The following is a 26,057-nucleotide window of genomic DNA, read 5'->3' as shown; positions in this document are numbered from 1 at the left end:
ATTATCGCGTCTTGCTGCGGTTCATGTGTGAAAGGGTCAGGCTGGTACACAACAGAATCGCACCGACGCCGATGGCGAGTCCCCCTGATAATAGCAAGGTCTCCCACCAACTCGTCGCAGGAATCTCAGCTTTCGCATGCACAAATACAGGGACGGCTTTCTCCACGAACCAGGAACTGACTGTGGCAAGTGGTCCCCACAGGACAAAGGTCAAAATCGCAGCTAGCAAAGCATGTAGGGATCTGGCAATCAAGTAAGGGGCGACACGAATATCCGTTTCGCTCAAGATACTTGCGACCTGTGCGTGAACACTCAGACCCCCCCAAGACAATATCGCACTGGCAATGGCCGCTTTCCAGACCAAGGAAACATCATTAGGCACAATGCTCGCTGCCTGTGCGCCAAGGGTAACTTCGAACAACCCAGCCACAATTGCTTGGGAGAAGGCTGGTGGAAAACCAAAGGGACCGAGAAAAATCGAGAGAAGCGTACTGATGATTTGCGTCAGATGAATCGTGGAGAAAAGTTGGATTAATACCGAAAAAACAATGATGAAACCACCGATCATAAGCAGTGTATTCAGAGCGGATTGCACTGCTTCTCCCATTAATTTTCCGAACGGACGACGATCGCGGATACGTGCCCGATGCATCGCTTGCAAGGCCCGTAAAGGAAGCGGTAGTGAATTTTTCTCCAATGGGGCTGAAGTAATCGCAAAAGGCGCATGAAAACGATAGATTACGCCCATGAGTACAGCTGACAAATAATGAGTCATGGCTAGAATGACGCCCATTTGCTCGCTGTGGAAAAAGCCGATTGCCACTGCTCCCATTACGAATAAGGGGTCTCCTGTTGTTGTAAAAGAGACGAGACGTTCACCCTCAGCCTTCGTCACATTGCCTTGCAGACGCAGGCGTGTAGTCAGCTTTGCGGCTACCGGATAGCCGGACGAGAAGCCCATAGCCAGTACGAACCCGCCAGTACCCGGAACGTTAAACAGTGGGCGCATCAATGGTTCCAGTAACACGCCGACGAAATGGACGACACCAAGACCCATCAACACCTCAGACAGCACAATAAAGGGAAGGGTAGAGGGAAAAACTACCTCCCACCATATCTTTAGACCGCGTACGGCAGCTTCAAAAGATATCTGCGAGTAAGCAATCAACGCAATCACAATGAAAACGGTCGAGATGGCGAGCAACAAGGTAAGTACGGGTGAGTGGCGTGACATGGATTCCTCCTGAATCGAAGAAAAGTAGTAGTACATGTCTACGTGGCAGGCGGGAGAACTATGCGTAAGCTTGGTCGATGAATCTCTACCAAGTGTGAAAGGTTCAGCGATTTACCACATAGGCTGGTTACAGGGAGGGGTTTTCCATGCAGACAAAGCGTAAACCAATCGTGGGTGTAGCCCTGGGTTCTGGGGGTGCTCGCGGTTTTGCACATATTGGTGTATTGAACGCGTTAGAAGCACATGGTATTCAGATTGACATGCTGGCTGGCTCCAGTATGGGCAGTCTGATTGGGGCCGTCTATGCCAACGGGATTGAACCGAGCATGATGGGAAAGCTTGCCATGAATTTAAAACGAAAGCATTGGCTCGATTTAACTGTACCCAGCATGGGCTTTGTTACGGGGGAAAAGATCAAGCAATTGATTCGCCTGTTAACACACGGAAAGCGCTTGGAAGAGCTGAACAAGCCGCTTGCTATTGTGGCGACGGATATTGAAACAGGGGAACGAGTAGTATTTCGGGAAGGCCCAATTGATCAAGCAGTGAGAGCGAGCATATCCATTCCAGGCATCTTCGTCCCTGAAAAAGTAGGGGGGCGGCTTTTAGTCGACGGAGGAGTCATTGATCGTGTGCCGGTGACAGTACTGCGTGAAATGGGTGCCGATATCGTGATTGCGGTAGATGTCGCCCAATTCGATACGCGGGTGGAGGTCAAAAGTATTTTTGATGTCATCGCCCAAACCATTGATGTCATGGAAAGGGAAATTCTGCGACATCGAATCATTGCGGCAGACATCGTAATCAGGCCGGATGTTGGACACTATAGCAGTATCGCATACACGGGTGTTGAAGAAATAATCGAGCTAGGCGAACGTGCGGGTACTGAACATATCGAACGCATTCAGGAACGAATTGCAAATTGGGAGGCACAAGAATGAGTGAGGAACAGCTTTATGCCAACAGACGCAGATCTTCAGGAACCAGAGGCTTTAGCTGGATACTTGCCTTGGTTTTTGTCTTGTTGGGTATTTCTTTTTTTGTACCGACGAATTATTACGTGAGTCGTCCGGGTTCAGCGATTGAGTTGGGGCCGATGATCCAAGTGGAGGGCGGCAAGAAGGACGAGACCGGCTCCTTCATGCTAACGACAGTTCGAATGGGCGAAGCGAATTTGCCGTGGTATTGGTATGCAAAAATGGCGCAGGATGTTGAGCTGTTGCCCAAGGAACTGGTTGTCAGCAAGGGCGAGAACAGCGAAGATTTTATCCGTCGAGAACAAGCAGTCATGGACAATTCACAAAAAATTGCGGAGGCAGTCGCATTCCGTCTTGCTGGTTTCGAAGTGAAAATCGAAAAGCAGGGCGTGTGGGTGATGGGTACCTTGGAAGGTTTCCCTGCCCATAAAACGCTGCAAATCGGTGATGTCATTACGTATGTAGACGGGGTTCGCACATCTGAGGCAATAGATTTGCTGACAGCCCTTTCTGCAAAAAAAGCAGGCGATCAAGTCGAAATTACGTACACAAGAGATGGACAAGAGGCCAAAACGATGTTAACCTTGGAACCACTACCTGAATCCAAGTCAGTTGGAATTGGTGTACGCCCTGACAACAAACAGGAAATCATCATTCCAAAAGAAGTAACCATTGCCTCTCAAGGGATTGGTGGTCCTTCTGCGGGATTGATGATGACGCTGGAGATTTATGACCAGTTAAATACGGAGACGGATTTGACAAAAGGCTATAAAATTGCAGGAACAGGCACGATTTCGTTAGACGGAAAAGTAGGCAGGATCGGTGGCATTAATCAAAAGGTAATCGCAGCGGACAAAGCGGGTGCAGAGATCTTCTTTGCTCCACAGGATACGCCAGATACGAGCTCCAATTACGAGGAGGCGTTAGCAACTGCCAAGCGGATTGGAACGTCAATGAAAGTGGTTCCGATCAAGACGGTAGAAGAAGCGATTACCTACTTGAATGCTCAAAAACCGAAATCTACCTGAGCAAACTAGCTGTCAAGCAAAAATGGTTGACAAAGCTTTGGGCAGGGTCTATAATCATCTTTGTTGTGCATGAGGTGAAATGCTATGAACATTAAGTTAGCAGAGTTAGAGCACCGAAAAGGAGAGCCGTTGCCGTTCCAGGTAACTCTGGATGCAGATGAGCTGAAGAAGCGCCATCATGAGATTCGTGGGATTACTCCTGTGACTGCGAGTGGTGAAGCCGTACAGCTGGGCAATCTCTATTACGTAAAAGGAAGCATGAAGGCAGATGTGAATTTTGTCTGCGCGAGATGCTTGAATCCTTTTGTCGATCAGGCAACAGTAGATTTCTCTGAGACATTTGCGCTTTCGGATGATCCGATCCTGCAAGATGATGAGGACAGCGACATCCTTCCTCTGGAAGGCGATGAAATCGAGCTGGACTCACTACTTCAAGAGGATTTCTTACTTGCAATGCCGACCTTCCCGCTTTGCGAGGAGGATTGTAAAGGTCTGTGCCCGACTTGTGGTGTAAACCGTAATGAAGTGGCATGCAGCTGCAAGAATGAGCGTGTTGACCCGCGATTGGCTGGGTTGGCTGACTTTTTCAAAGACAGCAAATAAGTATTCTTACTGTATTCAAGATGATTCGCCGACCATTCGTGGCAGCGTCTCATTTTTGAAGGATGGCATAAGCATTTTGCCTATACTGTCCACCCAATAGAGCTTCTTAGCATTTGTCAGTTGAAGGAGGTGTAAGGAAGATGGCAGTACCTCAACGGAGAACTTCCAAAACCCGTAAAAGAATGCGTCGTACGCACTTCAAATTAGAGATTCCAGGCATGATCAAATGCGATAATTGCAGCGAATACAAGCTTGCGCATCGTGTTTGCCCAAGCTGCGGTCACTACAAAGGCGTGAAAGTAGCGAAGTAATATTCGCTGCTAAGAAAGCAAGGTGAGAAATCGCCTTGCTTTTTTTGTTCCTTCTTATTACTTATGATTACTTATAAATGCTTATTATCACTTGTAACTTTTGCTTAAATGACTTATAATGAAGGCAAGATAAGGATGGGGTTGAGGCTTCGTGTTTCAAGAGGAGAGGCTCGCTGCAATTCTTGCGTATTTGCAGCAGCACCAGCGTATCAGTGTGCAGGAGGTAGTTGAGCAGTTTGGTGTTTCCCGTGACACAGCGAGGCGTGATATCGTCAAGCTGGAGGAGCAGGGGCAAATCCTGCGGACCAGGGGAGGAGCAGTACTGCCCAGCCTCAACAAAAAGAACTACTCCCATCAGGAACGAATGCAGCTTGATTTGACAGGAAAGCGCAGTATTGCGGCAGCGGCGGCTCGTCTGATCAAAGACGGCGATTACATGCTGCTCGATGCTTCCACAACTGTTCAGCTCACAGTGGAATCGTTGCAGACCCGCGACCATGTCATCATCACGAATTCATTAGCGACTGCAGCCAGTATGTCCCGAAAAGAAGGCGTTCTTGTCAAGCTACTGGGCGGAGACGTACATGCAGAGGATCAATGTGTGCTCGGTACACGCGTGATTCAAAACCTCGCTGATTTTCATGTCGATAAAGTACTGGTTGGTGCATGCGGTCTTACAAAGGAAGGTCTCATGTCCACGCAGGAGGATCACGGCTTTCTGATTAAAGAAATGATCAAGCGGGCCGATCAAGTGATCATACTCACTGACCATACTAAGTTTGGGAAAAGCATGCTGTATCGCGTTGCAGGTTTTGACCAGATCGATATTATCGTGACCGATAAGCTGCCTGAAAAGGAAATAGCTGAAGTTTTGCACACCAACGATGTAGAGGTGATTGTAGCTTCCACATGAAGCTATTGATCCATAAAAAAGAGGATAAGTTCCATTTGGCTGGCGTGAATGGGTGACCAGCGTGACAGCAAATGGATTTATCAGGGAGAGTCCTTCAAATGGGGAGGGCTCTTTCTTTTTTTCTTGCATTTGTGTGCGGCCCCTGCTATTCTGGTAATCCTGACTTTTCCAAGAGGAGGGTTTTATGGTCTATTGGCGGATTATTCGCAAGAGTTATCGTCGGAATCTTCAGTATCGTTTATCGCATGTCGTCAACAATGTCGCAAGCTCGATTTTTGGGCTTGTTTTTATTGCCATTTGGACGGGGGTCCTTTCTGGGAAACAAGTTTACGGCCCTTATGATGTCAAAACAATGGGGTTTTACATCGCGATTTGTCAAAGTGTTCTCTGGATGACAACATTTCTGTCCCCAGGTCTGAATGTGCAAATCGCGGTTAGAAGCGGGGCTGTCAGTCTGGATATGATCAAGCCTGTTCACTATCTCTGGTACATGCTCAGCCAGGAGTTTGGACGACTTCTGTACAACGCTTGTTACCGAAGTGTTCCGATTGGCTTGCTGCTAGGATTAGCGGTGGGCTTCTTTTTTCCCTCCCAGCCGTTTACTTACTTCTGGTTTATCCTCTCGCTTCTACTAGGAACGTACATAGGCATGCTGCTCTTTTATCTCGCGGGCATTTCTTCCTTCTGGACGACAGAAATTCGCTGGGTACACCTCATCCTTTTGTCATTGATCTTTGGGTTAGGCGGACAAATGATTCCGATAGACTTGATGCCCGGGGTCATTGGAAAGGTAGCGCCTTATTTGCCCTTTTCGGCAATGATTTATTATCCGGTCATGACTTTGTTGGAGCTTGCACCTCCTTATGGCATGCTTGTACAGGCCGGCTGGGCGCTCGTTTTAACGGCAGTTGCTTTATTGGTGACGAATATGGCAAGAAGAAAGCTAGAAATTCAAGGAGGATAACCACATGTTTGCCCTCTATCGCAAACTAATTGCGGCCAGCATTCGCTCGCAAATGCAATACAAGATAAATTTTGTGACGAGCGCTGCCACGACCGGAATGATTATGGTGCTTGATTTTATTATTCTCTCTGCGATTTTGTATCGATTTCACGATGTGGTCGGCTGGAATATTTTCGAGGTTGGGATGCTTTACGGGATTTCCTCGGCATCTGTCTCCTTGTATCGGCTGTTTGCCCCAGAAATTAACGACTTTGAGAAGTACATCGTACAAGGGGAGCTCGATCAATTGCTCATCTGTCCTGTTTCGCCTTTGCTTCTGCTATTGACACGCAATCTTGATTTGTCGAGAGTGGGAGGGTTGGTACAGGGGGTGTCTGTTTTGGTCATCTCCTTGTCGGGTCTTGCGGCGGACGGGAAATCGATCATAGGGTTGGTGCTATTCTTACCGGTTGCTATTTTGTCTGGCGGCGTGATTTATTTCTCGATTGGACTTGCTACGGCTGGGGTCGCTTTTTGGACGCATCAGATGAAAGACATGCTGACCTTCACCATTTATGCGCCAGCCAATGCTTCCAATTATCCGATCGGGCTATATCCAAACTGGCTCAAATGGCTGTTTTTCTCAGCGATACCGATCGCGTACATGAATTATTTGCCAATGTTGACGCTTTTGTGCAAAGGGGGCGAATGGTTTTATCCAATGCTCACCCCTGTAGCCGCAGCGTTTGCTTTTTATTCCGCTCGTATGCTGTGGAATGTCGGGCTTCGACACTACCATAGTACAGGGAGCTAAGGAGGGGTAACATGATTGAAGCAAAGCACATCGAAAAATCATTTTTCCTGAATCAAGCCAAAGAGGGGCGCTTTGCTTCTCTACTCTCGTGAACGAAGGGAAGTCAAAGCCGTCCATGATATCTCCTTTTCCATTGACAGAGGCGAGTTCGTAGGATATATCGGGCCGAATGGCGCAGGAAAATCGACGACCATCAAAATGCTGGCAGGCATTCTTCATCCCAGTCAGGGGGAAATACGAATAGGCGGATATAGTCCACAGCGGGAGAGAATTCAAGTAGCCTCACAGATCGGAGTAGTGTTCGGGCAGCGAACACAACTGTGGTGGGATTTGCCAGTCAGAGATTCCTTCGAAATTTTGCAAGCGATGTACAAGATTGACGACCAAGCATATCGGCGATCAATGGAGGTGTATCAGGAACTGCTGGACCTCCATGAATTCCTTGATACGCCAGTGCGTAAGTTGTCGTTAGGTCAAAGGATGAGAGCTGATTTAGCAGCGGCACTGCTGCATGATCCGCCTGTCCTGTTTTTAGACGAGCCTACGATTGGGTTGGATGTGGTTGCGAAGACGCGCATTAGAGCTTTTTTGAAGGAAGTGAATCAGACCCAGAAGAAGACCATTCTATTGACGACTCATGATATGGACGATATTGAACAACTCTGCAACCGGATTATCGTGATTAATCATGGCAAAAAGATGATGGATACGAGCTTGGTTGATTTGCGGCAACAGATAGGGCTGCCAAGCCTCATACGAATTGAATTTCGACAACCGCCCAAAAAGCTTTACGACCTAGAGGGAATCGAGCGGATGGAGCTATCAGAGAACGTACTTTCGATCTACTTCGACAAAGGAAAAATTTCTTCGCCGCGAATCCTTGCCGAAGTGGCGGGGTGGGGTGAACCTTTGGACATCCAGATGAAAGAACCGGGGATTGAGGAGATCATTCGTCTCATTTATCGGTAGGGACGGCTACCTAATTTCGTGATCCATACTTGTAATTCCACATCTTCTCCCTTATACTGTGTTTTGGTACCAGGTATTAAAAACAGATCGCAATCATACATAGTACAACTGAATCCTGCTTAAGGGGGTGTTCGGCATCGCCCGCTTGCCAAAAAAAGATCGCCAGTCTCGCTTGGTGCAGTATCTGGCGGATAACCCATTTGCGACGGACGAAGATCTGGCTGAGTTATTTCATGTCAGTATTCAAACCATACGTTTAGACCGACTGGAATTAGGTATACCGGAGCTGCGTGAACGTATCAAGACAGTCGCAGAGAAAAGTCTTGATCCTGTAAAATCATTGGGCATCGATGAAATCATAGGTGAAATGGTTGATTTACAGCTCGATTCACAGGCTATTTCCGTATTGGAAATAAAAGAAGAACACGTTTTCTCCAAAACACAAATTGCCAGAGGGCATTATATATTTGCTCAGGCCAACTCGTTGGCAGTAGCAGTAATTAACGCAGACGTAGCGTTGACAGCTACGGCGAGGATCCGCTTTGTCCGTCCTGTACGAGCAGGGGAAAAGCTGGTTGCTAAAGCAGTGGTGAGAAGCCGTAACGGAGACGAATGCAAGGTGCGCGTAGAGACGAAGGTCCAAGGTGAACTGGTCTTTACCGCAACCTTCCGGGTAGTTGAAATGTCGAGCTACCATAACAGCATGGATGAGGAGTAAGGAGGAATCACGGTTGCGAATTGCAGTGGATGCGATGGGCGGCGATCACGCACCGAAGAGTACCGTATTAGGGGCGCTTGCTGCCATCAAGGAAAACCCGGCCATTACAGTTGTATTGGTGGGAGATGAACAGGCTATTCGGAACCATTTGCCGCAGGATATTCCGGCAAACATTGAAATCGTTCCTGCAGCGGAAGTGATTTTGCCAGATGATGAACCGGTTCGAGCTGTTCGGCGTAAGAAAAATTCTTCGCTGGTCGTAGCAGTTGAGATGGCGCGCGAGAAAAAAGTCGACGCGATGATTTCGGCAGGAAATACGGGCGCTTTAATGACAGCGGGCTTGCTCTACGCAGGTCGCATGGATGGAATCGAGCGCCCGGCGCTTTGTGCTTACATCCCGAATTCAAAAGGCCGCGTAACACTGACACTAGACGTCGGAGCCAATATGGATGCCAAGCCACATCAGCTTGTACAATACGCGGTGATGGGGAGCTTGTATGCTGAAAAAGTGTTGGGCTTTGAGCGTCCGACAGTAGGCTTGCTCAATGTCGGGACGGAAGAAGGAAAAGGAAACGAATTGACGAAAGCTGTTTTTCCTCTCCTTCAAGAAGCTGACTTGAATTTTGTAGGAAATGTGGAAGCACGCGATGTTATGCAAGGAGCCTGTGATGTGCTCGTATGCGACGGCTTTGTAGGAAATGTTTTGTTAAAAGCCGTAGAGGGTGCAGCCTCCACAATCTTTTCGCAGTTGAAGCAGGAGTTTACTTCCAGCCTGATTAATAAGCTAGGAGCCGCCATTCTGAAACCTGGATTGGTTCGTTTTAAAAAGAAAATGGATTATGCGGAATACGGTGGAGCTCCCTTGTTGGGATTGAAATCCCCTGTGATCAAAGCTCATGGTTCCTCAAATGAGCGTGCAATGAAAAACGCGATCGTCAGTGCTACGCGGTTTGTTCAGCAGGACGTGAACGAGGTTATCCAGCAATCATTACAGAAAAATACTTTGGGAGAAAGCGAGTGAAGCAGATGAGTGCAAAGCGTTCAGTAGGGATTTTGTCTACAGGCTCTTATACACCGGAGCGGGTATTGACGAACTTTGATCTGGAGAAAATGGTGGAAACCTCTGATGAGTGGATTGTTTCCCGTACTGGAATCAGAGAACGCCGCATTAGCTCACCGGAGCAAGCTTCTTCCGACTTGGCTTACGAGGCTGCCAAAGCTGCTCTCGAAAAAGCAAATATCAGTGCGGAACAGCTGGATATGATCATTGTCGCTACCGTAACACCTGACATGTCGTTCCCGTCTACTGCTTGCTTGTTGCAAGAAAAGCTGGGTGCTACACGCGCCGCTGCAATGGATCTTTCCGCGGCTTGCACAGGCTTTTTGTACGGAATTACAACAGCGACTCAGTTCGTCCAAAACGGTTTGTATAAAAAAGTGTTGGTCGTAGGCGTTGAGACCTTGTCCAAAATTACGAATTACAAAGATCGAAATACATGTGTGTTGTTCGGAGACGGTGCGGGTGCGGCTGTTATCGGTGAAGTTACCGAGGGCTACGGCTTCCAGTCCTTTGAGCTCGGCGCAGATGGATCAGGCGGTTCGCTCTTGTGCTTGCCGGCAGGTGGCTCCAGAACGCCTGCATCTGCTGAGTCTGTCGAACAAGGGCTGCATTATCTCTATATGGCAGGCGGAGAAGTTTTCAAATTCGCCGTTCGCGTGATGAATTCTGCAACAGAGGCTGTCTTGTCCAAAGCGGGCGTATCGAAGGATGAGATCGACCTGTTAGTGCCGCATCAGGCAAACAAACGCATTATCGACTCTGCTGTACAGCGTTTCGGTCTGTCTGAGGATAAAGTTGCGATCAACCTGGATCGCTATGGAAACATGTCCTCTGCTTCTATTCCTGTAGCACTGGATGAAGCGGTAAAGGCTGGTCGCGTAAAAGAAGGCGATAACCTGATTCTGGTTGGGTTTGGTGGCGGATTGACTTGGGGAGCGACGCTCTTGAAGTGGTGCACAACCCCGGCAGAAGGGAGCAAGTAGGAATGGGAAAGGTAGCCTTTGTTTTTCCAGGGCAAGGTTCACAATTTGTAGGAATGGGGCAAGCGCTCTCCGAACAATCGGAAGCGGCCCGTCACATATTTGAGCAGGCTGATGAAGCGCTCGGCTTTTCCTTGTCGGGACTGTGTTTTGCAGGACCAGAAGAGGAATTGAAGCTGACAGCAAACACACAGCCAGCTATTTTGACAGCAAGCATCGCTGTTTTGGCAGCATTGAACGAAAAGTTGCCTGACTATAAGCCTGCGTTTGTGGCGGGTCACAGCTTGGGTGAGTATTCCGCTTTGGTTGCAGCTGGGGCCTTGTCCTTTGCAGATGCAGTCAAAACTGTGCGAGCTCGTGGTCAGTTCATGGAAGAGGCAGTGCCAGCGGGACAAGGTGCAATGGCCGCTGTCTTGAATATGGATCGCGCAGCACTGCATGCGGTTTGCGAAGAAGTAACGGCATCTGGACATCCTGTTCAATTAGCGAACATGAACTGCCCAGGCCAAATTGTCATCTCTGGTTCTGCTGAAGGTGTGAAGCTGGCCGGGGAAAAAGCGAAGGAAGCGGGCGCAAAGCGCGTCCTTCCATTGAATGTAAGCGGCCCGTTCCACTCGAGCTTGATGCAGCCGGCAGCAGATAAACTGCAAGCTGTTTTGGCTGGCGTTACGGTACAAGAAGCGACAGTGCCTGTCGTGGCAAACGTAACAGCTAGGCCAGTATCTGAGGCTACAATCATTGTAGATCAATTGGTTCAACAAGTTTCCGCTCCAGTTTTGTGGGAGGATTCTGTACAATGGATGGTCGAAGCAGGTGTGACCACTTTTGTAGAAATCGGTCCAGGAAAAGTTTTGGCTGGTTTAATCAAGAAAATCGCACCAGCGGATACGATGATTATCTCTGTGCAGGACATAGATTCACTTACTGAGCTTTTGAACGGAGGGGTACTATGTTAACTGGAAAAACAGCACTGGTCACAGGGGCTTCCCGTGGTATCGGGCGTGCGATCGCATTGAAGCTGGCAGAAGCTGGCGCGAATGTAGTTGTCAATTACGCAGGTAGTGAAGCGGCAGCGAGTGAAACTGTTGCCCTTATTAAAGAAATGGGCCGCGATGCCATTATGATTCGCGCGAACGTTTCTTCTACAGAAGATGTCAACGAGATGTTCAAAGCTGCTTTGGAACATTTTGGTGTGATCGATATTCTCGTAAATAATGCGGGAATTACTCGCGACAACCTGATCATGCGTATGAAAGAAGACGAGTGGGATGATGTGATTGCGACGAATCTGAAGGGTGTATTCAACTGCGTAAAAGCAGCGACTCGCCCGATGATGAAGCAGCGTTCAGGTAAAATCATCAACATCACTTCTGTGGTAGGTGTTTTGGGGAACGCAGGACAAGCAAACTACGTGGCGGCAAAAGCTGGGGTTATCGGCTTGACGAAGACGGCTGCTCGCGAGCTGGCTAGCCGTAATATTACGGTGAATGCTGTTGCGCCAGGATTTATCGATACAGAAATGACTGCTGTATTGCCGGAGGATGTCAAAGCAGGGCTCACAAGCCAAATTCCGCTTGCCCGTTTGGGACAAACAGAAGATATCGCATCTGTCGTGCTGTTCCTGGCATCCGACGCAGCCAACTACATGACAGGGCAGACCCTGCACGTAGACGGCGGAATGTACATGTAGGAAGAAAACCTCAAACGAGCGTTTTTACGAGAACTGGTTTTTTGAAAGCTCATCCACTATAATACGGGAGAGGGGGTGAAGCAAGATGGCAGATACTTTGGAGCGTGTAAAGAAAATCATCGTCGATCGTCTGGGTGTAGATGAGTCCAAAATTACTTTGGAAGCTTCTTTCAAAGAAGACCTGGGCGCTGACTCCCTGGATGTGGTTGAACTCGTAATGGAACTCGAAGATGAGTTTGATTTAGAGATTTCCGACGAAGATGCTGAAAAGATCACTTCTGTTGGTGAGGTTGTTAAATACATAGAATCTCACAAGTAGGTTGATCTGTTGGAAGTCCCGTACCATACGGGACTTCTCCTTCAATAGCCACCTGTACATAATCCAAATAAATACACGTTTTGCATGCAGTGAATGTTTGAAGCTGACTGCTGACTTTCATATAGAGGTGATTGCAATGAAACGCAGAGTGGTGATTACTGGCGTTGGTGTCGTTTCTCCAGTAGGGAATGACGCACAGACTTTTTGGAACAGCTTGCTGGAAGGAAAATCAGGCATTGACCGTGTGGCTGCCTTTGACGCTTCTGATTATCCAACACAAATTGCAGGCGAAGTGAAAAACTTCGATCCTGAGCAGTATATGGACAAGAAAGATATCCGACGTACAGACCGATTCGTTCAGTTTGGATTAGCTGCTGCCAAAATGGCTGTAGAAGATGCAAAACTGGAAATCACGCCAGAAAATGCGGAACGAGTGGGTGTATACATCGGGTCCGGAATCGGTGGTCTGACTACATGGGAAGAACAGCATTCCGTCTTGTTGGAAAAAGGTCCACGTCGTGTGAGTCCATTCTTTATTCCGATGCTAATTGCGAACATGGCGTCTGGTGCAGTATCCATTCAATACGGTGCAAAAGGACCAACCTCCAGTGCGATTACCGCTTGTGCGACAGGTACAAATGCAATCGGTGAAGCGCTGCGTTTGATCCAGTTTGATCACGCAGATGTCATGATCGCAGGCGGAGCAGAAGCAACCGTGCGTCCAATGGGATTTGCAGGCTTTTGCTCAGCGAAAGCGATGTCCACCAGAAACGATGAGCCACAAAAAGCAAGCCGTCCGTTTGACAAGGATCGTGATGGCTTTGTAATGGGCGAAGGTGCTGGTGTTCTGATCCTGGAAGAGCTCGAGCATGCGAAAAAACGTGGAGCAACGATCATCGCGGAAATCATTGGCTACGGGATGAGTGCAGATGCGCATCATATTACTTCTCCATCTCCTGGTGGCGAAGGAGCTGCGCGTTGCATGGCAAGCGCACTGAAAGACGCTGGCGTTGACCCAACAGAAGTCCAATATATCAATGCACATGGTACTTCTACTGGCCAAGGAGATATAGCAGAAACACAAGCGATCAAGACTGTATTTGGCGAGCACGCGTACAAATTGGCTGTCAGCTCGACCAAATCGATGACAGGCCATTTGCTGGGTGCTACGGGTGGCGTCGAGGCAATCGCGACGGCATATGCGCTGCGTGATCAAATACTGCCTCCAACAATCAACTTGGAAAACCCGGATCCAGAATGTGATCTGGACTATGTTCCGAACCATGCGCGTAAGGCGACCGTCAATGTGGCTGTTTCCAATACATTTGGATTCGGCGGTCATAACGCAACGGTAATCCTGAAGCGATACGAAGCATAAATGAGCCCTACTGATAGAAAAAGTAGGCAGTCTCCTGGAATGGTGGTGAGGGTGATGAATTTTGCACAGCTGCAAGAAACGATAGGCTTTCGCTTTCGCGATGAAAGTGTTTTGCGGCAGGCATTCACCCATTCTTCCTACGTGAACGAGCAACGCGGCAAACGAATATCAGACAATGAGCGGCTAGAGTTTTTGGGGGATGCTGTGTTGGAATTGACCGTCTCCCAGTTTTTGTATAAAACTTTTCCGAAGATGAGCGAAGGGGAAATGACAAAGCTGCGTGCAGCCATTGTCTGTGAGCCTTCTCTCGTCAAGTTTGCTGAACTGTTGAATTTTGGCGATCTCGTATTGCTGGGAAAAGGGGAAGAGCTGACAGGTGGACGTCAGCGACCAGCCTTGCTAGCGGACGTTTTTGAGGCGTTTGTAGGTGCGCTTTACTTGGATCAGGGGTTGGACGCAGTCTTTTCCTTTATGGAAAAATACGTCTACCCGCGCATTGACAAAGGAGAGTTTGCCCAGGTAACCGACTTCAAGAGCCAGTTGCAGGAATTTGTTCAACAAGACAATCTGGGAGACATCCATTACCGAATTGTAGAAGAAAAAGGACCAGCTCATAATCGAGAGTTCGTATCTGAAGTGCTATTGAACAATCGTTCGCTTGGTATCGGCTCTGGCCGCTCCAAAAAAGAAGCGGAACAGCAAGCTGCTGCACGAGCATTGGTCAAGCTGGGGGATAAATAATCACTCGTCAGCGAGAAGGGCTGCATCATCTGCTACAAGATGGTGCAGCTTTTTTCTTTCCGGTGGGAAACAGAGGGAAAATACTGCGAGATGACCGCTATCTATGATACACTTACCTACAGATGACCATGTAGGCTCGTAGTAGGTAGCTCCTGTTCGATGCAGGGGCTTCTTTTCGGGTACCATCCGATCCTTGCATGTTTGTAAGTCTGTCCATTTGGCAGGCAGTCTTGGATGGTTTCTTAAGGAGGACCGTACGTATGTATTTGAAACGCCTGGAGCTGGCTGGATTCAAATCCTTTGCCGATCGCACGGAATTGGAATTTGTACCAGGGGTAACAGCCGTAGTGGGACCGAATGGAAGTGGGAAAAGTAACGTTTCTGATTCGATCCGCTGGGTGCTGGGAGAACAGAGCGCGAAGTCGTTGCGTGGAGCGAAAATGGAAGACATTATTTTCGCGGGTAGTGACAAGCGCAAGCCAGTGAATTTCGCAGAAGTGACACTCACCTTGGACAATACAGATCGTTCGCTTGATGTGGAATATTCGGAGGTATCCGTTACCCGCAGAGTGTATCGTTCTGGTGATAGTGAGTACTACATAAACAACAGATCCTGCCGTCTAAAAGACATTATGGAGATGTTCATGGATACGGGGCTGGGGAAAGAAGCGTATTCGATTATCGGTCAAGGTAAAATTGAGGAAATTCTCAGTACCAAGTCCGAGGATCGCCGTGGAATATTTGAAGAAGCAGCCGGAATCGTCAAATACAAAACACGCAAGCGCGAGGCGGAGAAAAAGCTCGATGACACCGAACAAAATCTCGTGCGTATTCACGATATCGTCAGTGAAATTACGGAGCAAATCGGACCTTTGCAAGAGCAAGCAGAAACAGCCAAGACGTACAAGGAGCTTCATCGCAAGCTGGTTGAGCATGAAGTAGCTCTTTACGTGCAGCAAATTGAAGTAGCTCACACGAAGTGGGAAGCAGCCACAGCACGCGTAGAGGAACTCAAGCATCTGTTAATCGGACAAACGACCGAAGCATCCAAGCAAGAAGCTGATTTGGAGCAGGCGCGTTTTCATGTCACCCAAATCGACCAATCGATCGAAGAACTGCAACAAGTTCTTTTGACAGTTAGTGAAGAGACCGAGAAAGTCGAAGGACAACGTGAGGTATTGCGGGAGCGTATGCGCAATCTCAATGCCAATCGCCAGCAGACGATGGAGCAGATGCATCGGATTACTGAGAAGCAGCACGGTCTTGAGGCCGAACTGGCAGAAGAACAAGAGCGGGCCAAGGAAGCGGATCGTCGCATGACCGATGCCCACGCTTCGCTGCAAGAAGCAGAAGGTCAATTTTTTTCCATGGTGCAATCACTGACAGATGACGTGGAGCGTTTGAAGAGTGATTACTTCGAAAAGCTCAACGAAATGGCGAATCTGCGCAACGAAAATCGTCATCAAGAGCAGCTTCTCAAGACAAGCGAGGCCAGAGTCGAACGTCAATTGTCTGGAAAAAAACAGCTCGATGAAGAAGAAGAGCAGCGTCTAAATCAGTTGAGCCAACTCCACGATCAGCTGGAGAAGATCGTTTCTACCATTCAAGAAACCGGCGTTAGATACAAAGAGCTAGTCGAGGGCATGCGCGAAGGACAAGCCCGCCTTGAAACAGCCCGTCGAGAGCTGCGCCACTGGGAACAAAAGCGGGAAGCAGCGAAGTCCCGTTTTGACCTGTTAAAAGAAATGCAGTCGGAGTTCGCAGGGTTTCAGCAAGGGGTAAAAGAAATTTTGAAAGCACGCGAGCGGGGCTTCAAAGGGATCCATGGAGCAGTCGCTGAGCTCGTTGTCGTGCCACAGCAATACGAGACAGCGATGGAAGTCGCATTGGGTGGCGCACTGCAAAACGTCGTCGTGGACAACGAAGCATCTGGTCGTGCAGCCATTGCTCACTTGAAGCAGCATAATGCAGGTAGGGCAACATTTCTACCGCTCGATGTCATCCGTCCTCGCACCTTGCAGGCAAGCGATAAGCGCCAGCTGGAGGAAGAGAGTGGAGTCGTCGGAATCGCGAGTGAGCTCGTGACCTTTGAGGAAGCGTATCGACCCATCCTCGAAAGTTTATTGGGCAATGTCATTATTACGGAAAAGCTGGAGCAGGCAAACCGTGTGGCCCGTACGCTTGGCTACCGCTACCGCGTCGTGACACTGGAAGGCGATATCGTGAATGCTGGCGGTTCCATGACAGGAGGTGCCTTGAAAAAGAACAGCACGAACCTGCTTGGACGCAACCGTCAATCAGAAGAACTGGAAGCACAGCTGGTAGAAATCGAGCAGGCAATTTCTGGGCATACTACCCTTATGGAGCAGCTGACGAAAGAACTAGCGCAAATGCAGCAGGAGCAAGAAGCTCTGCGGACAGAGGGCGAAAGTCTGCGACTGAAAGAACAGGAAGTTAAAGGGCTCTTGCAGCAAAAAGAATCGGAAGGCAGATCCTTGGGCGAGCGAGCAAAGCTAGTTGAGCAAGATATTGAAAGCTATCGCCGCGAGATGGAAGAAGCCAAACGCAAGCAAGAGCAGCTGCAAGCTTCTTTGACTGCCATGGAGCAAGAGGAAAAAGAGCTCAGTGAGCAGATCGCAGAAGCTGAGGCGAAACGCCAAGAGCAGCTCGAATCCAAAGAAGAAATGAATCAAAAAATAACAAGTCTTAAAGTGCTGAATGCGCAGGTCAAGCAAGAGTATCAATCACGCTTGGAGCAAACAGAACGCTTGCTGGAGCAAAAAAACCAATTGCAGCACGAATGGGAAGAACAAAACGCGAACTTGGCATCTCTTGATGAACTGGAGCGTACGAACGAATCGTCCGGGCTTGAGCTGGATCAGCGCATTAGCGAATTGCGTCAGGATAAAGACCGTGTAGCCGGCTTGATTCAAGAGCGGCGAAGTGAGCGGGCCACTCTCTTTTACAAACAGGAGCAAGTGGAACAGCAGGTCAAGGAAATCCGCCGCGAGGTCAAATCGCTTGAGGAAAAGCTTCATCAGGAAGAAGTAAAAGTCAATCGTAACGAGGTAGAGCTCGATCATCTGTTGAATAAACTCTCCGAAGAATACGAAATGAGCTACGACCTGGCGAAGCAAAAATATCCGGCACGTGGCGAGATTCAGGAAGAGACACAAGTGGTCAATCGTCTGAAAAAGCAGATTGGGGCACTTGGCACTGTGAATCTTGGTGCGATTGAGGAATATGAGCGCTTGTCAGAGCGTCAGCAGTTCTTAAGCTCGCAGGAAGCTGATTTGAATGAAGCAAAAGACATGCTCTATCAAGTGATCCAAGAAATGGACGCAGAGATGTCGCGCCGCTTCAAAGAAACATTTGATGCAATCTCAGAGCAGTTCCGCGACGTGTTTGTCCAACTGTTTGGCGGAGGACGCGCAGATCTTGTCCTCTCCAACCCAGATAATCTACTTGAGACAGGCATCGATATCGTGGCGCAGCCACCTGGCAAGAAGCTGCAAAATCTTGCGCTCTTATCCGGGGGCGAACGTGCTTTGACGGCGATGGCCTTGCTATTTGCCATCCTGCGTGTGAAGCCAGTGCCATTCTGTGTATTGGATGAGGTAGAAGCCGCTTTGGACGAGGCAAACGTTAATCGTTTCGCCGAGTATATGCACCATTTCAGCAACCAGACGCAGTTTATTTGTGTCACACACAGAAAAGGCACAATGGAGAGCGCAGATGTGCTATACGGTATCACGATGCAGGAGGGCGGCGTGTCCAAACTCGTCTCCGTGAAGCTGGAGGACAGTGACAAATTTATCGAATCAGCCTCTTAAACGGATTTGCCATTCAATTGATACTACCCGCAAAGGAAGATGAACATGAGTTTTTTCAAGCGCCTACGTGATGCTATTGTCCAAAAATCCGAAGAGGTCACCCAGAAGTTTACGGATGGTTTGGCGAAAACGAGAGACCTGCTAGTAGAAAAAGTAGAGGATCTGGTACGTCGCTACAAAAAGATCGACGATGACTTTTTCGATGAATTAGAAGAAATTTTGATTACATCCGATGTGGGCGTCAATACCGTAATGGAGCTCATAGACGACTTGCGGACAGAAGTGCGCAAGCAAAAAATCGAGAATGCGATCGACCTGCAGCCGATTCTCTCAGAAAAACTGGTTGCCCTTTTGAAAAATGATGATGCTGCGGATACGACTCTGAACGTAGAGGACGGTCGTCTGAACGTCATTTTGTTCGTAGGGGTCAATGGAGTAGGGAAAACAACCACAATCGGTAAAATGGCGCATATGTTCAAGCAGCAAAATAAAAAAGTGCTGCTGGCAGCAGGTGACACATTCCGTGCAGCAGCGATTGAACAGCTGGAAGTTTGGGGAGAGCGTGTAGGAGTTGACGTAATCAAGCAGCAACAAGGCTCTGATCCGGCTGCCGTGATCTACGATGCGATTCAGGCAGCGAAATCCCGACAGGTCGATGTGCTGTTGTGTGATACCGCAGGTCGTTTGCAAAACAAAGTCAATCTCATGGAAGAGCTGGCGAAGGTACACCGCGTATTGCAACGCGAATTGCCAGGAGCTCCGCACGAGGTTTTGCTAGTTTTGGACGCTACCACAGGGCAAAATGCGCTTTCGCAGGCGAAAACGTTTGGACAGTCTGCTGGAGTAACAGGTTTAGTCCTGACCAAGCTGGATGGTACAGCAAAGGGCGGTATCGTCATTGCGATTCGCAACGAGCTGAACATTCCGGTGAAATACGTCGGGTTGGGTGAAAGAATGGATGACTTGCAGCAGTTTGATCCTGAGCAATTTGTTCATGCGCTGTTTGCTGGATTGATCCAAAAAGATGAAACAGAAGAGCAGGAAAATGCGTAAAAACATAGTGTTTCAAAGATAAAAAAATGATGTCAATAAAAAACCTTGACACTAGGTGTGGAATTAGGTACTATAATCTACGTGCTGTAAAGAAAAAGTCTTTACAGTTTGAAACGAGTACCTCATAGCAAAGGATTGGTTTCATGTTAGAAAAGACCAATCAAGTCAATCTCTTGTTTGACTTTTACGCGCCGCTACTCAAGGGCAAGCAGCGAGAATATCTTGAGCTGTATTATCTGGACGATTTATCGCTCGGAGAAATTGCCGAGATGCATGAGGTCAGCCGCCAAGCTGTTTATGATCATATCAAGCGGGCAGAGAAGCAACTGTTTGAATACGATCAGAAGCTTCGCCTCGCTGAACGTCATGAAAAACGCATGGACGTGTTGAATCGCATGAACGAACTTGTAAATGAGCTTTCGGAGAGCGAGACAAGAGACGAGCTGAACACTTTGCTCCACCAACTGTCAGAGATGGATTAGGAGGGCTCGCATGGCGTTTGAGAGCTTAGCCAATCGGCTGCAAAACGCGTTTGACAAACTGCGCGGCAGAGGGAAAATAGACGAGACCATCGTGAATGAAGCGATGCGTGAAGTTCGTCTGGCCCTGCTGGAAGCAGACGTTAACTTTAAAGTAGTAAAAGACTTCGTTGCTCGTGTCAAGGAGCGCGCAGTCGGTCAGGAAGTTATGAAAAGCCTGACACCTGGTCAAATGGTGATCAAGATCGTGAATGAAGAGCTGGTCGCTCTGATGGGTGGCAACGTCGCTCAGCTCACGATGGCGCACCGCCCGCCGACCGTCATCATGATGGCAGGTCTGCAAGGGGCAGGTAAAACGACCACAACTGGTAAGCTGGCCAAGTATTTGCAAAAGCAAAACCGCAAGCCGCTTCTGGTAGCGGGAGACATTTACCGTCCTGCTGCGATCAAGCAGCTTCAGGTTTTAGGGGACCAACTCAATGTTCCCGTCTTCACTCTCGGTGATCAAGTCAGTCCTGTCGAAATCGCTCGCCAAGCGATTGAACACGCAAAGACGAATCATCTCGACGTAGTCCTCATCGATACCGCAGGTCGCTTGCATATTGACGAAGCGCTGATGGACGAGTTGAAACAGATTCGCGAGGTAACCAAGCCCGATGAGATTTTGCTCGTCGTGGACGCGATGACAGGTCAAGATGCCGTCAATGTAGCAGAGAGCTTTAATAGCCAGCTCGAACTGACTGGTGTGGTTCTCACAAAGCTCGACGGTGATACCCGAGGCGGTGCGGCACTGTCCGTCAAAGCTGTCACTGGCAAGCCGATTAAATTCGCGGCAATGGGTGAAAAGCTGGATGCGCTCGAACCGTTTCATCCGGATCGTATGGCTTCCCGTATTTTGGGTATGGGGGACGTACTCAGCCTGATTGAAAAAGCACAGGCATCCGTGGATGAAGACAAAGCACGCGATATGGAACGCCAAATGCGTCAAGGTGAGTTTACCTTCGACATGTTCTTGGATTCCATGCAGCAGCTTCGCAACCTGGGTCCTTTTGAAGACATTCTCGGCATGCTGCCAGGAATGAACAAGATGAAGGGCAAAATGAACGTGGATGAAAAGCAGATTGCCCGCGTTGAAGCGATCGCCAAATCCATGACCAAACAAGAGCGCGCGAATCCTGATTTATTGAATGCTAGCCGTCGCAAGCGTATCGCAAGCGGAAGCGGAACGAGTATTCAAGAAGTCAATCGCTTCCTCAAGCAGTTCGAGGAAATGAAAAAGATGATGAAGCAATTCTCAGGCGCTGCTGATAAGATGGTCAAGAAGTCGAAGAAAAAGGGCTTCGGATTACCTTTCATGGGAAAAGGCGGAGGCAACAACCAGGGCGGGATGAACTTCCCCTTTAACTTCAAGCCACCGTTCAAGTAAGTAGGCATGATCTCTCGCGACACTGACTTGTCAGCTGGACGCGATGGTTCAGATATAGTAGCACCAACGCAGATGTTCTTCTCGCGTTGATTAATACAGGAGGTGACACAACATGGCAGTAAAAATCCGTCTGAAGCGTATGGGTTCCAAGAAAGCTCCTTTCTACCGTGTAGTAGTAGCTGACTCCCGTTCCCCACGCGATGGCCGTTTCATTGAAGAAATCGGTTACTACAATCCGGTTGCTCAACCGGCAGTGGTGAAAATTGATACCGACAAAGCGGTACAATGGATCCTGAATGGTGCAGCTCCAACTGATACCGTTCGTAACCTTCTCTCCAAAGAAGGCGTTATGGCTAAAGTGCACGAAACCAAATACGGCAAGTAAGTCGGTCATCTGGAGGTTTGATGATGAAAGCGCTGGTCGAAACGATCGCTAAAGCTCTCGTCGATCATCCGAATGAGGTTCGTGTTAACGCAGTGGACAAAGAGCGAACTCTCGTCTTTGAATTGTCGGTACACCCTGATGATATGGGGAAGATTATTGGCAAGCAAGGTCGAATCGCGAAAGCCCTGCGCACGGTCGTGATCGCCGCATCCGTGGAAACGGACAAGCGTGTCACGGTTGAAATTGTATGAGAAAAGGCTGGGAGCTTTCCCAGTCTTTTTTCTAGTATCCAAGATGCTCATAGACCTTGATGATTTTTCCGAAAGGAGTGGCGAAGGTGCTTACTATATTTCGGACGGTACAGGTTAAACTGATTATTACGGAAGCATCACGGGCTGCTCTCATTGATCAGTATAGCCAACGACTTCGTTTGCAGCGTAAAGAGTGGGAGCAGTGGCAGTTTCAATCCAAAAAGCTATTAACCGAGGCGAAGAAAAAGTCTGCGGATACATATGCGTTGGCGCAGGAAAAAATCGCGCAGGAAGAGCGTCGACGCAAGGAAAAGATAGATCACCTGACATATACCCTCCAACAGGTAGAAAATCTCCCGGAGGGAAGCGAGATCGATTACCAGACTGTTCAAAGCCCTGTCACGATCCAAGAGGGCGATGATTGGGATGAAATGATGTCCGGAACGGAAATCATGATAAAAGATGGCCTGGTACATGAGATTCGGTTACAAACGAAAAATGGGAACAAAGAAAAGGAGGAATGAACACGTTGAGCCAAAATAGTTTTTACGGAGTAGGTAAACTGGTTAATACGCATGGCCTGCGTGGTGAAGTACGTGTAACACCAACGACTGACTTTCCAGATCAGCGCTTTCGCAAAGGAAATGAGCTGTACTTGTTCCATCCGACACTCAGTGAGCCGTTAAAATTGAAAATCGCTTCCCGTCGCCCGCATAAAAACTTTGAGATCGTGAGCTTTCATGGCTTTGAGCATATTAACGATATCGAAAAGTACAAGGGCGGAGAGTTGAAGATTCCAGCGGAAGCGCTGATGGAATTAGAAGAGGACGAGTTCTACATTCATCAGCTCGTCGGTTGCGTCGTAGTAACTGACGAGGGCGAAGAACTGGGGAAAATCGTGGATGTCATGCAGCCAGGAGCAAACGATGTGTGGGTAGTGAAGGGAAAACGCGGAGAAATCTTGCTGCCGTATATCGATGAATGCATCAAGGAAGTGGACATCGCAAACAAACGTGTGGTCTGCCATCTGATGGAAGGCTTGTTGTAGGAGGAACTTCAGATGCGGATCGATATTTTCACGCTCTTTCCCGAAATGTTTACAGGTGTTTTATCCAGCAGTATTTTGGGAAAGGCAAGCGAAAAAGAACTGGTTGATTTTCACGTCACCAATTTTCGCGATTTCTCTGAGAGCAAGCACGGTACGGTAGATGACACCCCTTATGGCGGTGGCGGAGGAATGGTCTTGAAGCCTGAGCCGTTGTTCCGGGCCGTAGAAGGCTTGACGGGAGAGAAAAAACCGCGAGTGATTTTGATGTGTCCACAGGGTGTGCCTTATCATCAGAAGCTGGCAGAAGAGTTAGCGCAAGAGGAGCATCTTGTCTTCATTTGCGGTCATTATGAAGGGTACGACGAGCGAATTCGGGAGCATCTCGTCACGGATGAGATCTCGATTGGTGACTACGTTCTGACTGGGGGAGAGCTTGCGGCGATGGTGGTCATTGACAGTGTCGTTCGTTTGCAACCAGGAGCGTTGGGAAACCAGACATCAGCCGTTGAGGATTCCTTTTCAACAGGATTGCTCGAGTACCCTCATTACACAAGACCGGCGGAATTTCGCGGCTGGAAAGTGCCAGATGTACTGTTGTCAGGGCATCACGCCAATATTGAAAGCTGGCGGTTAAAAGAATCACTGCGTCGAACAAAAGCACGGCGTCCAGATTTGTTGGAAAAGTTGGCGCTGACAGATGAAATGAAAAAGCTATTGGCTGAATTGGATCAGGAAAAAAAGTAGGGAACAATAGGAGAAGAGTCTTGTAGTTTTGTGCCCGCTGTGTTAATATACTTCTTGTGGCAATTTTGCCCGCTGACTAAGGCGGTCCGCTACTCGTAACGCAGCCTAAGCGGCTGGACCTATGGGTTAGACGAGTAAGAACGTCTATCGGAAGGAGGAAATTCAAATGAACCAAATTATCCGTGAACTGGAAAAAGCGCAATTGAAACAGGACATTCCTGCGTTCCGACCTGGTGACACTGTTCGTGTACACGTTAAGGTTATCGAGGGTCAGCGTGAGCGTATCCAGCTGTTCGAAGGCGTATGCATTCGCCGTCGCGGTACAGGTATCAGCGAAACATTTACAGCTCGTAAGATTTCTTACGGCGTAGGTGTTGAGCGTACATTCCCAGTACACACGCCTAAGATCGACAAGATCGAAATCGTGCGTCATGGTAAAGTGCGTCGTGCGAAACTGTACTATCTGCGCGATCGCGTAGGTAAAGCAGCTCGTATTAAAGAAATTCGTCGATAAGCGTAACGCTTAGAAAGAGGACTGGCCTGCTTGCCAGGCCTCTTTTTTCCATTTAACGATCTTGAAATAAAATAGTTCATCTTGACATATGTTACAGCTAAGGTTGGACGAGCTTTCATGGGAGGATCGTAAGTCATGAGCGAAGAAATTACCTCCAGTCATAAGAAGAAAAATGAACTATGGGAATGGATAAAGGCACTTGGGATCGCTTTAATCCTGGCGTTTTTCATTCGTACCTTTTTGTTCGCCCCGTTTATTGTAGAAGGCGAATCCATGGAAAGTACATTACATAACAGCGAAAAATTAGTTGTGAACAAAGCTATTTATTTTTTGCAAGATCCGAGGCCTGGTGAAATCATCGTGTTCCATGCGGAAAAGGAGCGAGATTACATCAAAAGAGTCATTGCTGTTGAGGGTGATACAGTAGAGGTCAAAAACGATCAACTGCTGGTCAATGGTAAAGTGGTAGAGGAACCGTATCTTGCACAATCAAAAGAACAAGCGAAGCAGCAGGGAGAGCCGTTCTTTACCCACGATTTTCCCCCAGTCCAAATACCAGCAGACCATATCTTTGTGATGGGCGACAACAGATTGAACAGTCATGACAGCAGAGCCATCGGTCCTGTTGCCGTCAGTACGGTTGTTGGCAGAGCTGAATTTACTTTTTGGCCGGTTGCGGGAATTCGCTTGACAAGATAACGTAAAGCTTCAAGGTAGGTGAGACATCATGACGATCCAATGGTTTCCTGGCCATATGGCTAAAGCACGTCGTCAAGTAACGGAAAAGCTGAAATTAATCGATGTAGTCATCGAGCTTCTCGATGCACGTCTGCCGCTTTCCAGCCGCAATCCGATGATTGACGAGATTGTCAGTGATAAACCACGTTTGATATTACTTAATAAAGCAGATTTGGCGGATGAACGGGCAACAGATGAGTGGATCGCTTATTTTCGCAAGCAAGGCATTCGCACATTGCCGATTGATGCCCTGAGTGGAAAAGGTGTCAGCAAGCTGCCAGAAATGTGTAAGGAGCTAGCTGCTGACATGCTGGCAAAGCGCAGTGAGCGGGGGATGCAAGGTCGTGCCATTCGCATCATGATCTTGGGGATTCCCAATGTCGGCAAGTCTTCCCTCATTAACCGCCTGTCCAAGCGCTCGGTAGCGGCGACAGGTGATCGTCCAGCGGTAACCAAGGCGCAACAATGGGTGAAAATGGGCGATACACTGGAGCTTCTCGATACGCCTGGTATTCTTTGGCCGAAATTTGAAGATCAGATGGTTGGTCTGCGATTGGCGGCAAGTGGGGCAATTAAAGACGAGCTCATCGATTTTACGGAGGTAGCATTATTTGTTATCAGTTACATGATGCACTACTATCCGGAACGCCTGATCGAACGCTTCAAGCTAAAAGAATTGCCTGAGGATCGAGTAGAAATGCTCGAAGAAATCGGGAAGAAGCGCGGATGCCTCGTTTCTGGCGGAAATATCGACTACGACAAGGCAGCGGAAATTTTCCTGCGTGAGTTGCGTTCCGGCAAGCTAGGAACGGTCTCTGTCGAGCGCCCGATTGACTGGGAAATGGACGAACCGATTGGTAAGCCAGTATCTTTTCCAGAATAAACTTTCCAGCTAGCAAAAACCTGTC

At 48.5% G+C, this 26,057-nt stretch carries 28 protein-coding genes and 1 pseudogene; 28 read left to right on the top strand and 1 reads right to left on the bottom strand.

Features of this window, described 5'->3' with window-relative positions; all coding sequences use genetic code 11:
- Position 1: 1 nt before the first annotated feature.
- Positions 2-1,234, bottom strand: coding sequence for a sporulation integral membrane protein YlbJ (gene ylbJ / locus ACUUHJ_RS19175; RefSeq protein WP_472299640.1), 1,233 nt, complete (start codon positions 1,232-1,234; stop codon positions 2-4).
- Positions 1,235-1,380: 146 nt separating this feature from the next.
- Between ylbJ and ACUUHJ_RS19170 the strand changes: the two genes are divergently transcribed.
- From ACUUHJ_RS19170 to ylqF, 28 genes and pseudogenes are all read left to right on the top strand, one after another.
- Positions 1,381-2,175 carry a patatin-like phospholipase family protein gene (locus tag ACUUHJ_RS19170; RefSeq protein WP_015891907.1) on the top strand — a complete coding sequence of 265 codons (795 nt, stop codon included), beginning with the start codon at positions 1,381-1,383 and terminating at the stop codon, positions 2,173-2,175.
- Positions 2,172-3,239 carry a SepM family pheromone-processing serine protease gene (locus ACUUHJ_RS19165; RefSeq protein ID WP_472299639.1) on the top strand — a complete coding sequence of 356 codons (1,068 nt, stop codon included), beginning with the start codon at positions 2,172-2,174 and terminating at the stop codon, positions 3,237-3,239. The genes ACUUHJ_RS19170 and ACUUHJ_RS19165 overlap by 4 nt, the downstream gene beginning before the upstream one ends.
- Positions 3,240-3,323: 84 nt before the next feature.
- A complete protein-coding gene (locus tag ACUUHJ_RS19160) occupies positions 3,324-3,842 on the top strand; it encodes a YceD family protein (protein ID WP_015891905.1) in 519 nt (172 codons plus the stop codon).
- A 140-nt stretch (positions 3,843-3,982) separates the two neighbouring features.
- Positions 3,983-4,153, top strand: a complete 171-nt coding sequence (gene rpmF / locus ACUUHJ_RS19155; protein WP_005834357.1) for a 50S ribosomal protein L32 — start codon at positions 3,983-3,985, stop codon at positions 4,151-4,153.
- 151 nt (positions 4,154-4,304) lie between these two features.
- On the top strand, positions 4,305-5,066 hold the full coding sequence (locus tag ACUUHJ_RS19150; protein WP_472299638.1) for a DeoR/GlpR family DNA-binding transcription regulator: 762 nt from the start codon (positions 4,305-4,307) through the stop codon (positions 5,064-5,066).
- Positions 5,067-5,250: 184 nt separating this feature from the next.
- The gene (locus ACUUHJ_RS19145) at positions 5,251-6,030 is read left to right on the top strand and encodes an ABC transporter permease (protein WP_406795798.1); all 780 of its coding nucleotides are present in this window, start codon (positions 5,251-5,253) and stop codon (positions 6,028-6,030) included.
- Positions 6,031-6,034: 4 nt separating this feature from the next.
- Positions 6,035-6,823 carry an ABC transporter permease gene (locus ACUUHJ_RS19140; protein ID WP_472299637.1) on the top strand — a complete coding sequence of 263 codons (789 nt, stop codon included), beginning with the start codon at positions 6,035-6,037 and terminating at the stop codon, positions 6,821-6,823.
- Positions 6,824-6,834: 11 nt separating this feature from the next.
- Positions 6,835-7,792, top strand: a pseudogene (locus tag ACUUHJ_RS19135) (ABC transporter ATP-binding protein).
- Between the two features lie 127 nt (positions 7,793-7,919).
- Complete coding sequence (gene fapR, locus ACUUHJ_RS19130; protein ID WP_472299636.1) at positions 7,920-8,510, top strand: transcription factor FapR; 591 nt, start codon at positions 7,920-7,922, stop codon at positions 8,508-8,510.
- Between the two features lie 13 nt (positions 8,511-8,523).
- Positions 8,524-9,531: a phosphate acyltransferase PlsX gene (gene plsX, locus ACUUHJ_RS19125; RefSeq protein WP_015891899.1), complete on the top strand. Its 1,008-nt coding sequence runs from the start codon at positions 8,524-8,526 to the stop codon at positions 9,529-9,531.
- 5 nt (positions 9,532-9,536) lie between these two features.
- Positions 9,537-10,553: a beta-ketoacyl-ACP synthase III gene (locus ACUUHJ_RS19120; protein WP_289678115.1), complete on the top strand. Its 1,017-nt coding sequence runs from the start codon at positions 9,537-9,539 to the stop codon at positions 10,551-10,553.
- A 2-nt stretch (positions 10,554-10,555) separates the two neighbouring features.
- Complete coding sequence (fabD, locus tag ACUUHJ_RS19115; protein ID WP_472299635.1) at positions 10,556-11,506, top strand: ACP S-malonyltransferase; 951 nt, start codon at positions 10,556-10,558, stop codon at positions 11,504-11,506.
- Positions 11,500-12,240, top strand: coding sequence for a 3-oxoacyl-[acyl-carrier-protein] reductase (gene fabG, locus ACUUHJ_RS19110; RefSeq protein ID WP_289673486.1), 741 nt, complete (start codon positions 11,500-11,502; stop codon positions 12,238-12,240). The genes fabD and fabG overlap by 7 nt, the downstream gene beginning before the upstream one ends.
- An 85-nt stretch (positions 12,241-12,325) precedes the next feature.
- Positions 12,326-12,559: an acyl carrier protein gene (gene acpP / locus ACUUHJ_RS19105; protein ID WP_005834336.1), complete on the top strand. Its 234-nt coding sequence runs from the start codon at positions 12,326-12,328 to the stop codon at positions 12,557-12,559.
- Between the two features lie 136 nt (positions 12,560-12,695).
- Positions 12,696-13,937: a beta-ketoacyl-ACP synthase II gene (gene fabF, locus ACUUHJ_RS19100; RefSeq protein ID WP_289673485.1), complete on the top strand. Its 1,242-nt coding sequence runs from the start codon at positions 12,696-12,698 to the stop codon at positions 13,935-13,937.
- A 54-nt stretch (positions 13,938-13,991) separates the two neighbouring features.
- On the top strand, positions 13,992-14,678 hold the full coding sequence (gene rnc / locus ACUUHJ_RS19095; RefSeq protein WP_026043146.1) for a ribonuclease III: 687 nt from the start codon (positions 13,992-13,994) through the stop codon (positions 14,676-14,678).
- 260 nt (positions 14,679-14,938) lie between these two features.
- Positions 14,939-18,511, top strand: coding sequence for a chromosome segregation protein SMC (smc, locus tag ACUUHJ_RS19090; RefSeq protein ID WP_472299634.1), 3,573 nt, complete (start codon positions 14,939-14,941; stop codon positions 18,509-18,511).
- 45 nt (positions 18,512-18,556) lie between these two features.
- Positions 18,557-19,564 (top strand): signal recognition particle-docking protein FtsY, encoded by a 1,008-nt coding sequence (ftsY, locus tag ACUUHJ_RS19085; RefSeq protein ID WP_016743282.1) that lies wholly within the window; start codon positions 18,557-18,559, stop codon positions 19,562-19,564.
- A 143-nt stretch (positions 19,565-19,707) separates the two neighbouring features.
- A complete protein-coding gene (locus ACUUHJ_RS19080) occupies positions 19,708-20,046 on the top strand; it encodes a putative DNA-binding protein (RefSeq protein WP_016743283.1) in 339 nt (112 codons plus the stop codon).
- Between the two features lie 10 nt (positions 20,047-20,056).
- Entirely contained in the window at positions 20,057-21,469 is a 1,413-nt protein-coding gene (gene ffh, locus ACUUHJ_RS19075; protein WP_472299633.1) for a signal recognition particle protein, read from the top strand.
- 112 nt (positions 21,470-21,581) lie between these two features.
- Positions 21,582-21,854 (top strand): 30S ribosomal protein S16, encoded by a 273-nt coding sequence (gene rpsP / locus ACUUHJ_RS19070; RefSeq protein ID WP_007719713.1) that lies wholly within the window; start codon positions 21,582-21,584, stop codon positions 21,852-21,854.
- Between the two features lie 23 nt (positions 21,855-21,877).
- A complete protein-coding gene (locus tag ACUUHJ_RS19065) occupies positions 21,878-22,105 on the top strand; it encodes a KH domain-containing protein (RefSeq protein ID WP_007719711.1) in 228 nt (75 codons plus the stop codon).
- Between the two features lie 86 nt (positions 22,106-22,191).
- On the top strand, positions 22,192-22,629 hold the full coding sequence (locus ACUUHJ_RS19060) for a YlqD family protein (RefSeq protein WP_472299632.1): 438 nt from the start codon (positions 22,192-22,194) through the stop codon (positions 22,627-22,629).
- Positions 22,626-23,153, top strand: a complete 528-nt coding sequence (gene rimM, locus ACUUHJ_RS19055; protein ID WP_064200683.1) for a ribosome maturation factor RimM — start codon at positions 22,626-22,628, stop codon at positions 23,151-23,153. The genes ACUUHJ_RS19060 and rimM overlap by 4 nt, the downstream gene beginning before the upstream one ends.
- Before the next feature lie 12 nt (positions 23,154-23,165).
- On the top strand, positions 23,166-23,897 hold the full coding sequence (gene trmD, locus ACUUHJ_RS19050; RefSeq protein ID WP_472299631.1) for a tRNA (guanosine(37)-N1)-methyltransferase TrmD: 732 nt from the start codon (positions 23,166-23,168) through the stop codon (positions 23,895-23,897).
- Between the two features lie 166 nt (positions 23,898-24,063).
- Complete coding sequence (rplS, locus tag ACUUHJ_RS19045; RefSeq protein WP_015891886.1) at positions 24,064-24,411, top strand: 50S ribosomal protein L19; 348 nt, start codon at positions 24,064-24,066, stop codon at positions 24,409-24,411.
- 135 nt (positions 24,412-24,546) lie between these two features.
- On the top strand, positions 24,547-25,110 hold the full coding sequence (lepB, locus tag ACUUHJ_RS19040; RefSeq protein ID WP_142496597.1) for a signal peptidase I: 564 nt from the start codon (positions 24,547-24,549) through the stop codon (positions 25,108-25,110).
- A 28-nt stretch (positions 25,111-25,138) separates the two neighbouring features.
- On the top strand, positions 25,139-26,032 hold the full coding sequence (gene ylqF, locus ACUUHJ_RS19035; protein WP_015891884.1) for a ribosome biogenesis GTPase YlqF: 894 nt from the start codon (positions 25,139-25,141) through the stop codon (positions 26,030-26,032).
- Positions 26,033-26,057 lie beyond the last annotated feature (25 nt).

The sequence above is a fragment of the Brevibacillus schisleri genome (assembly GCF_055685845.1).
This window is presented reverse-complemented; position numbering and strand designations above follow the sequence as displayed.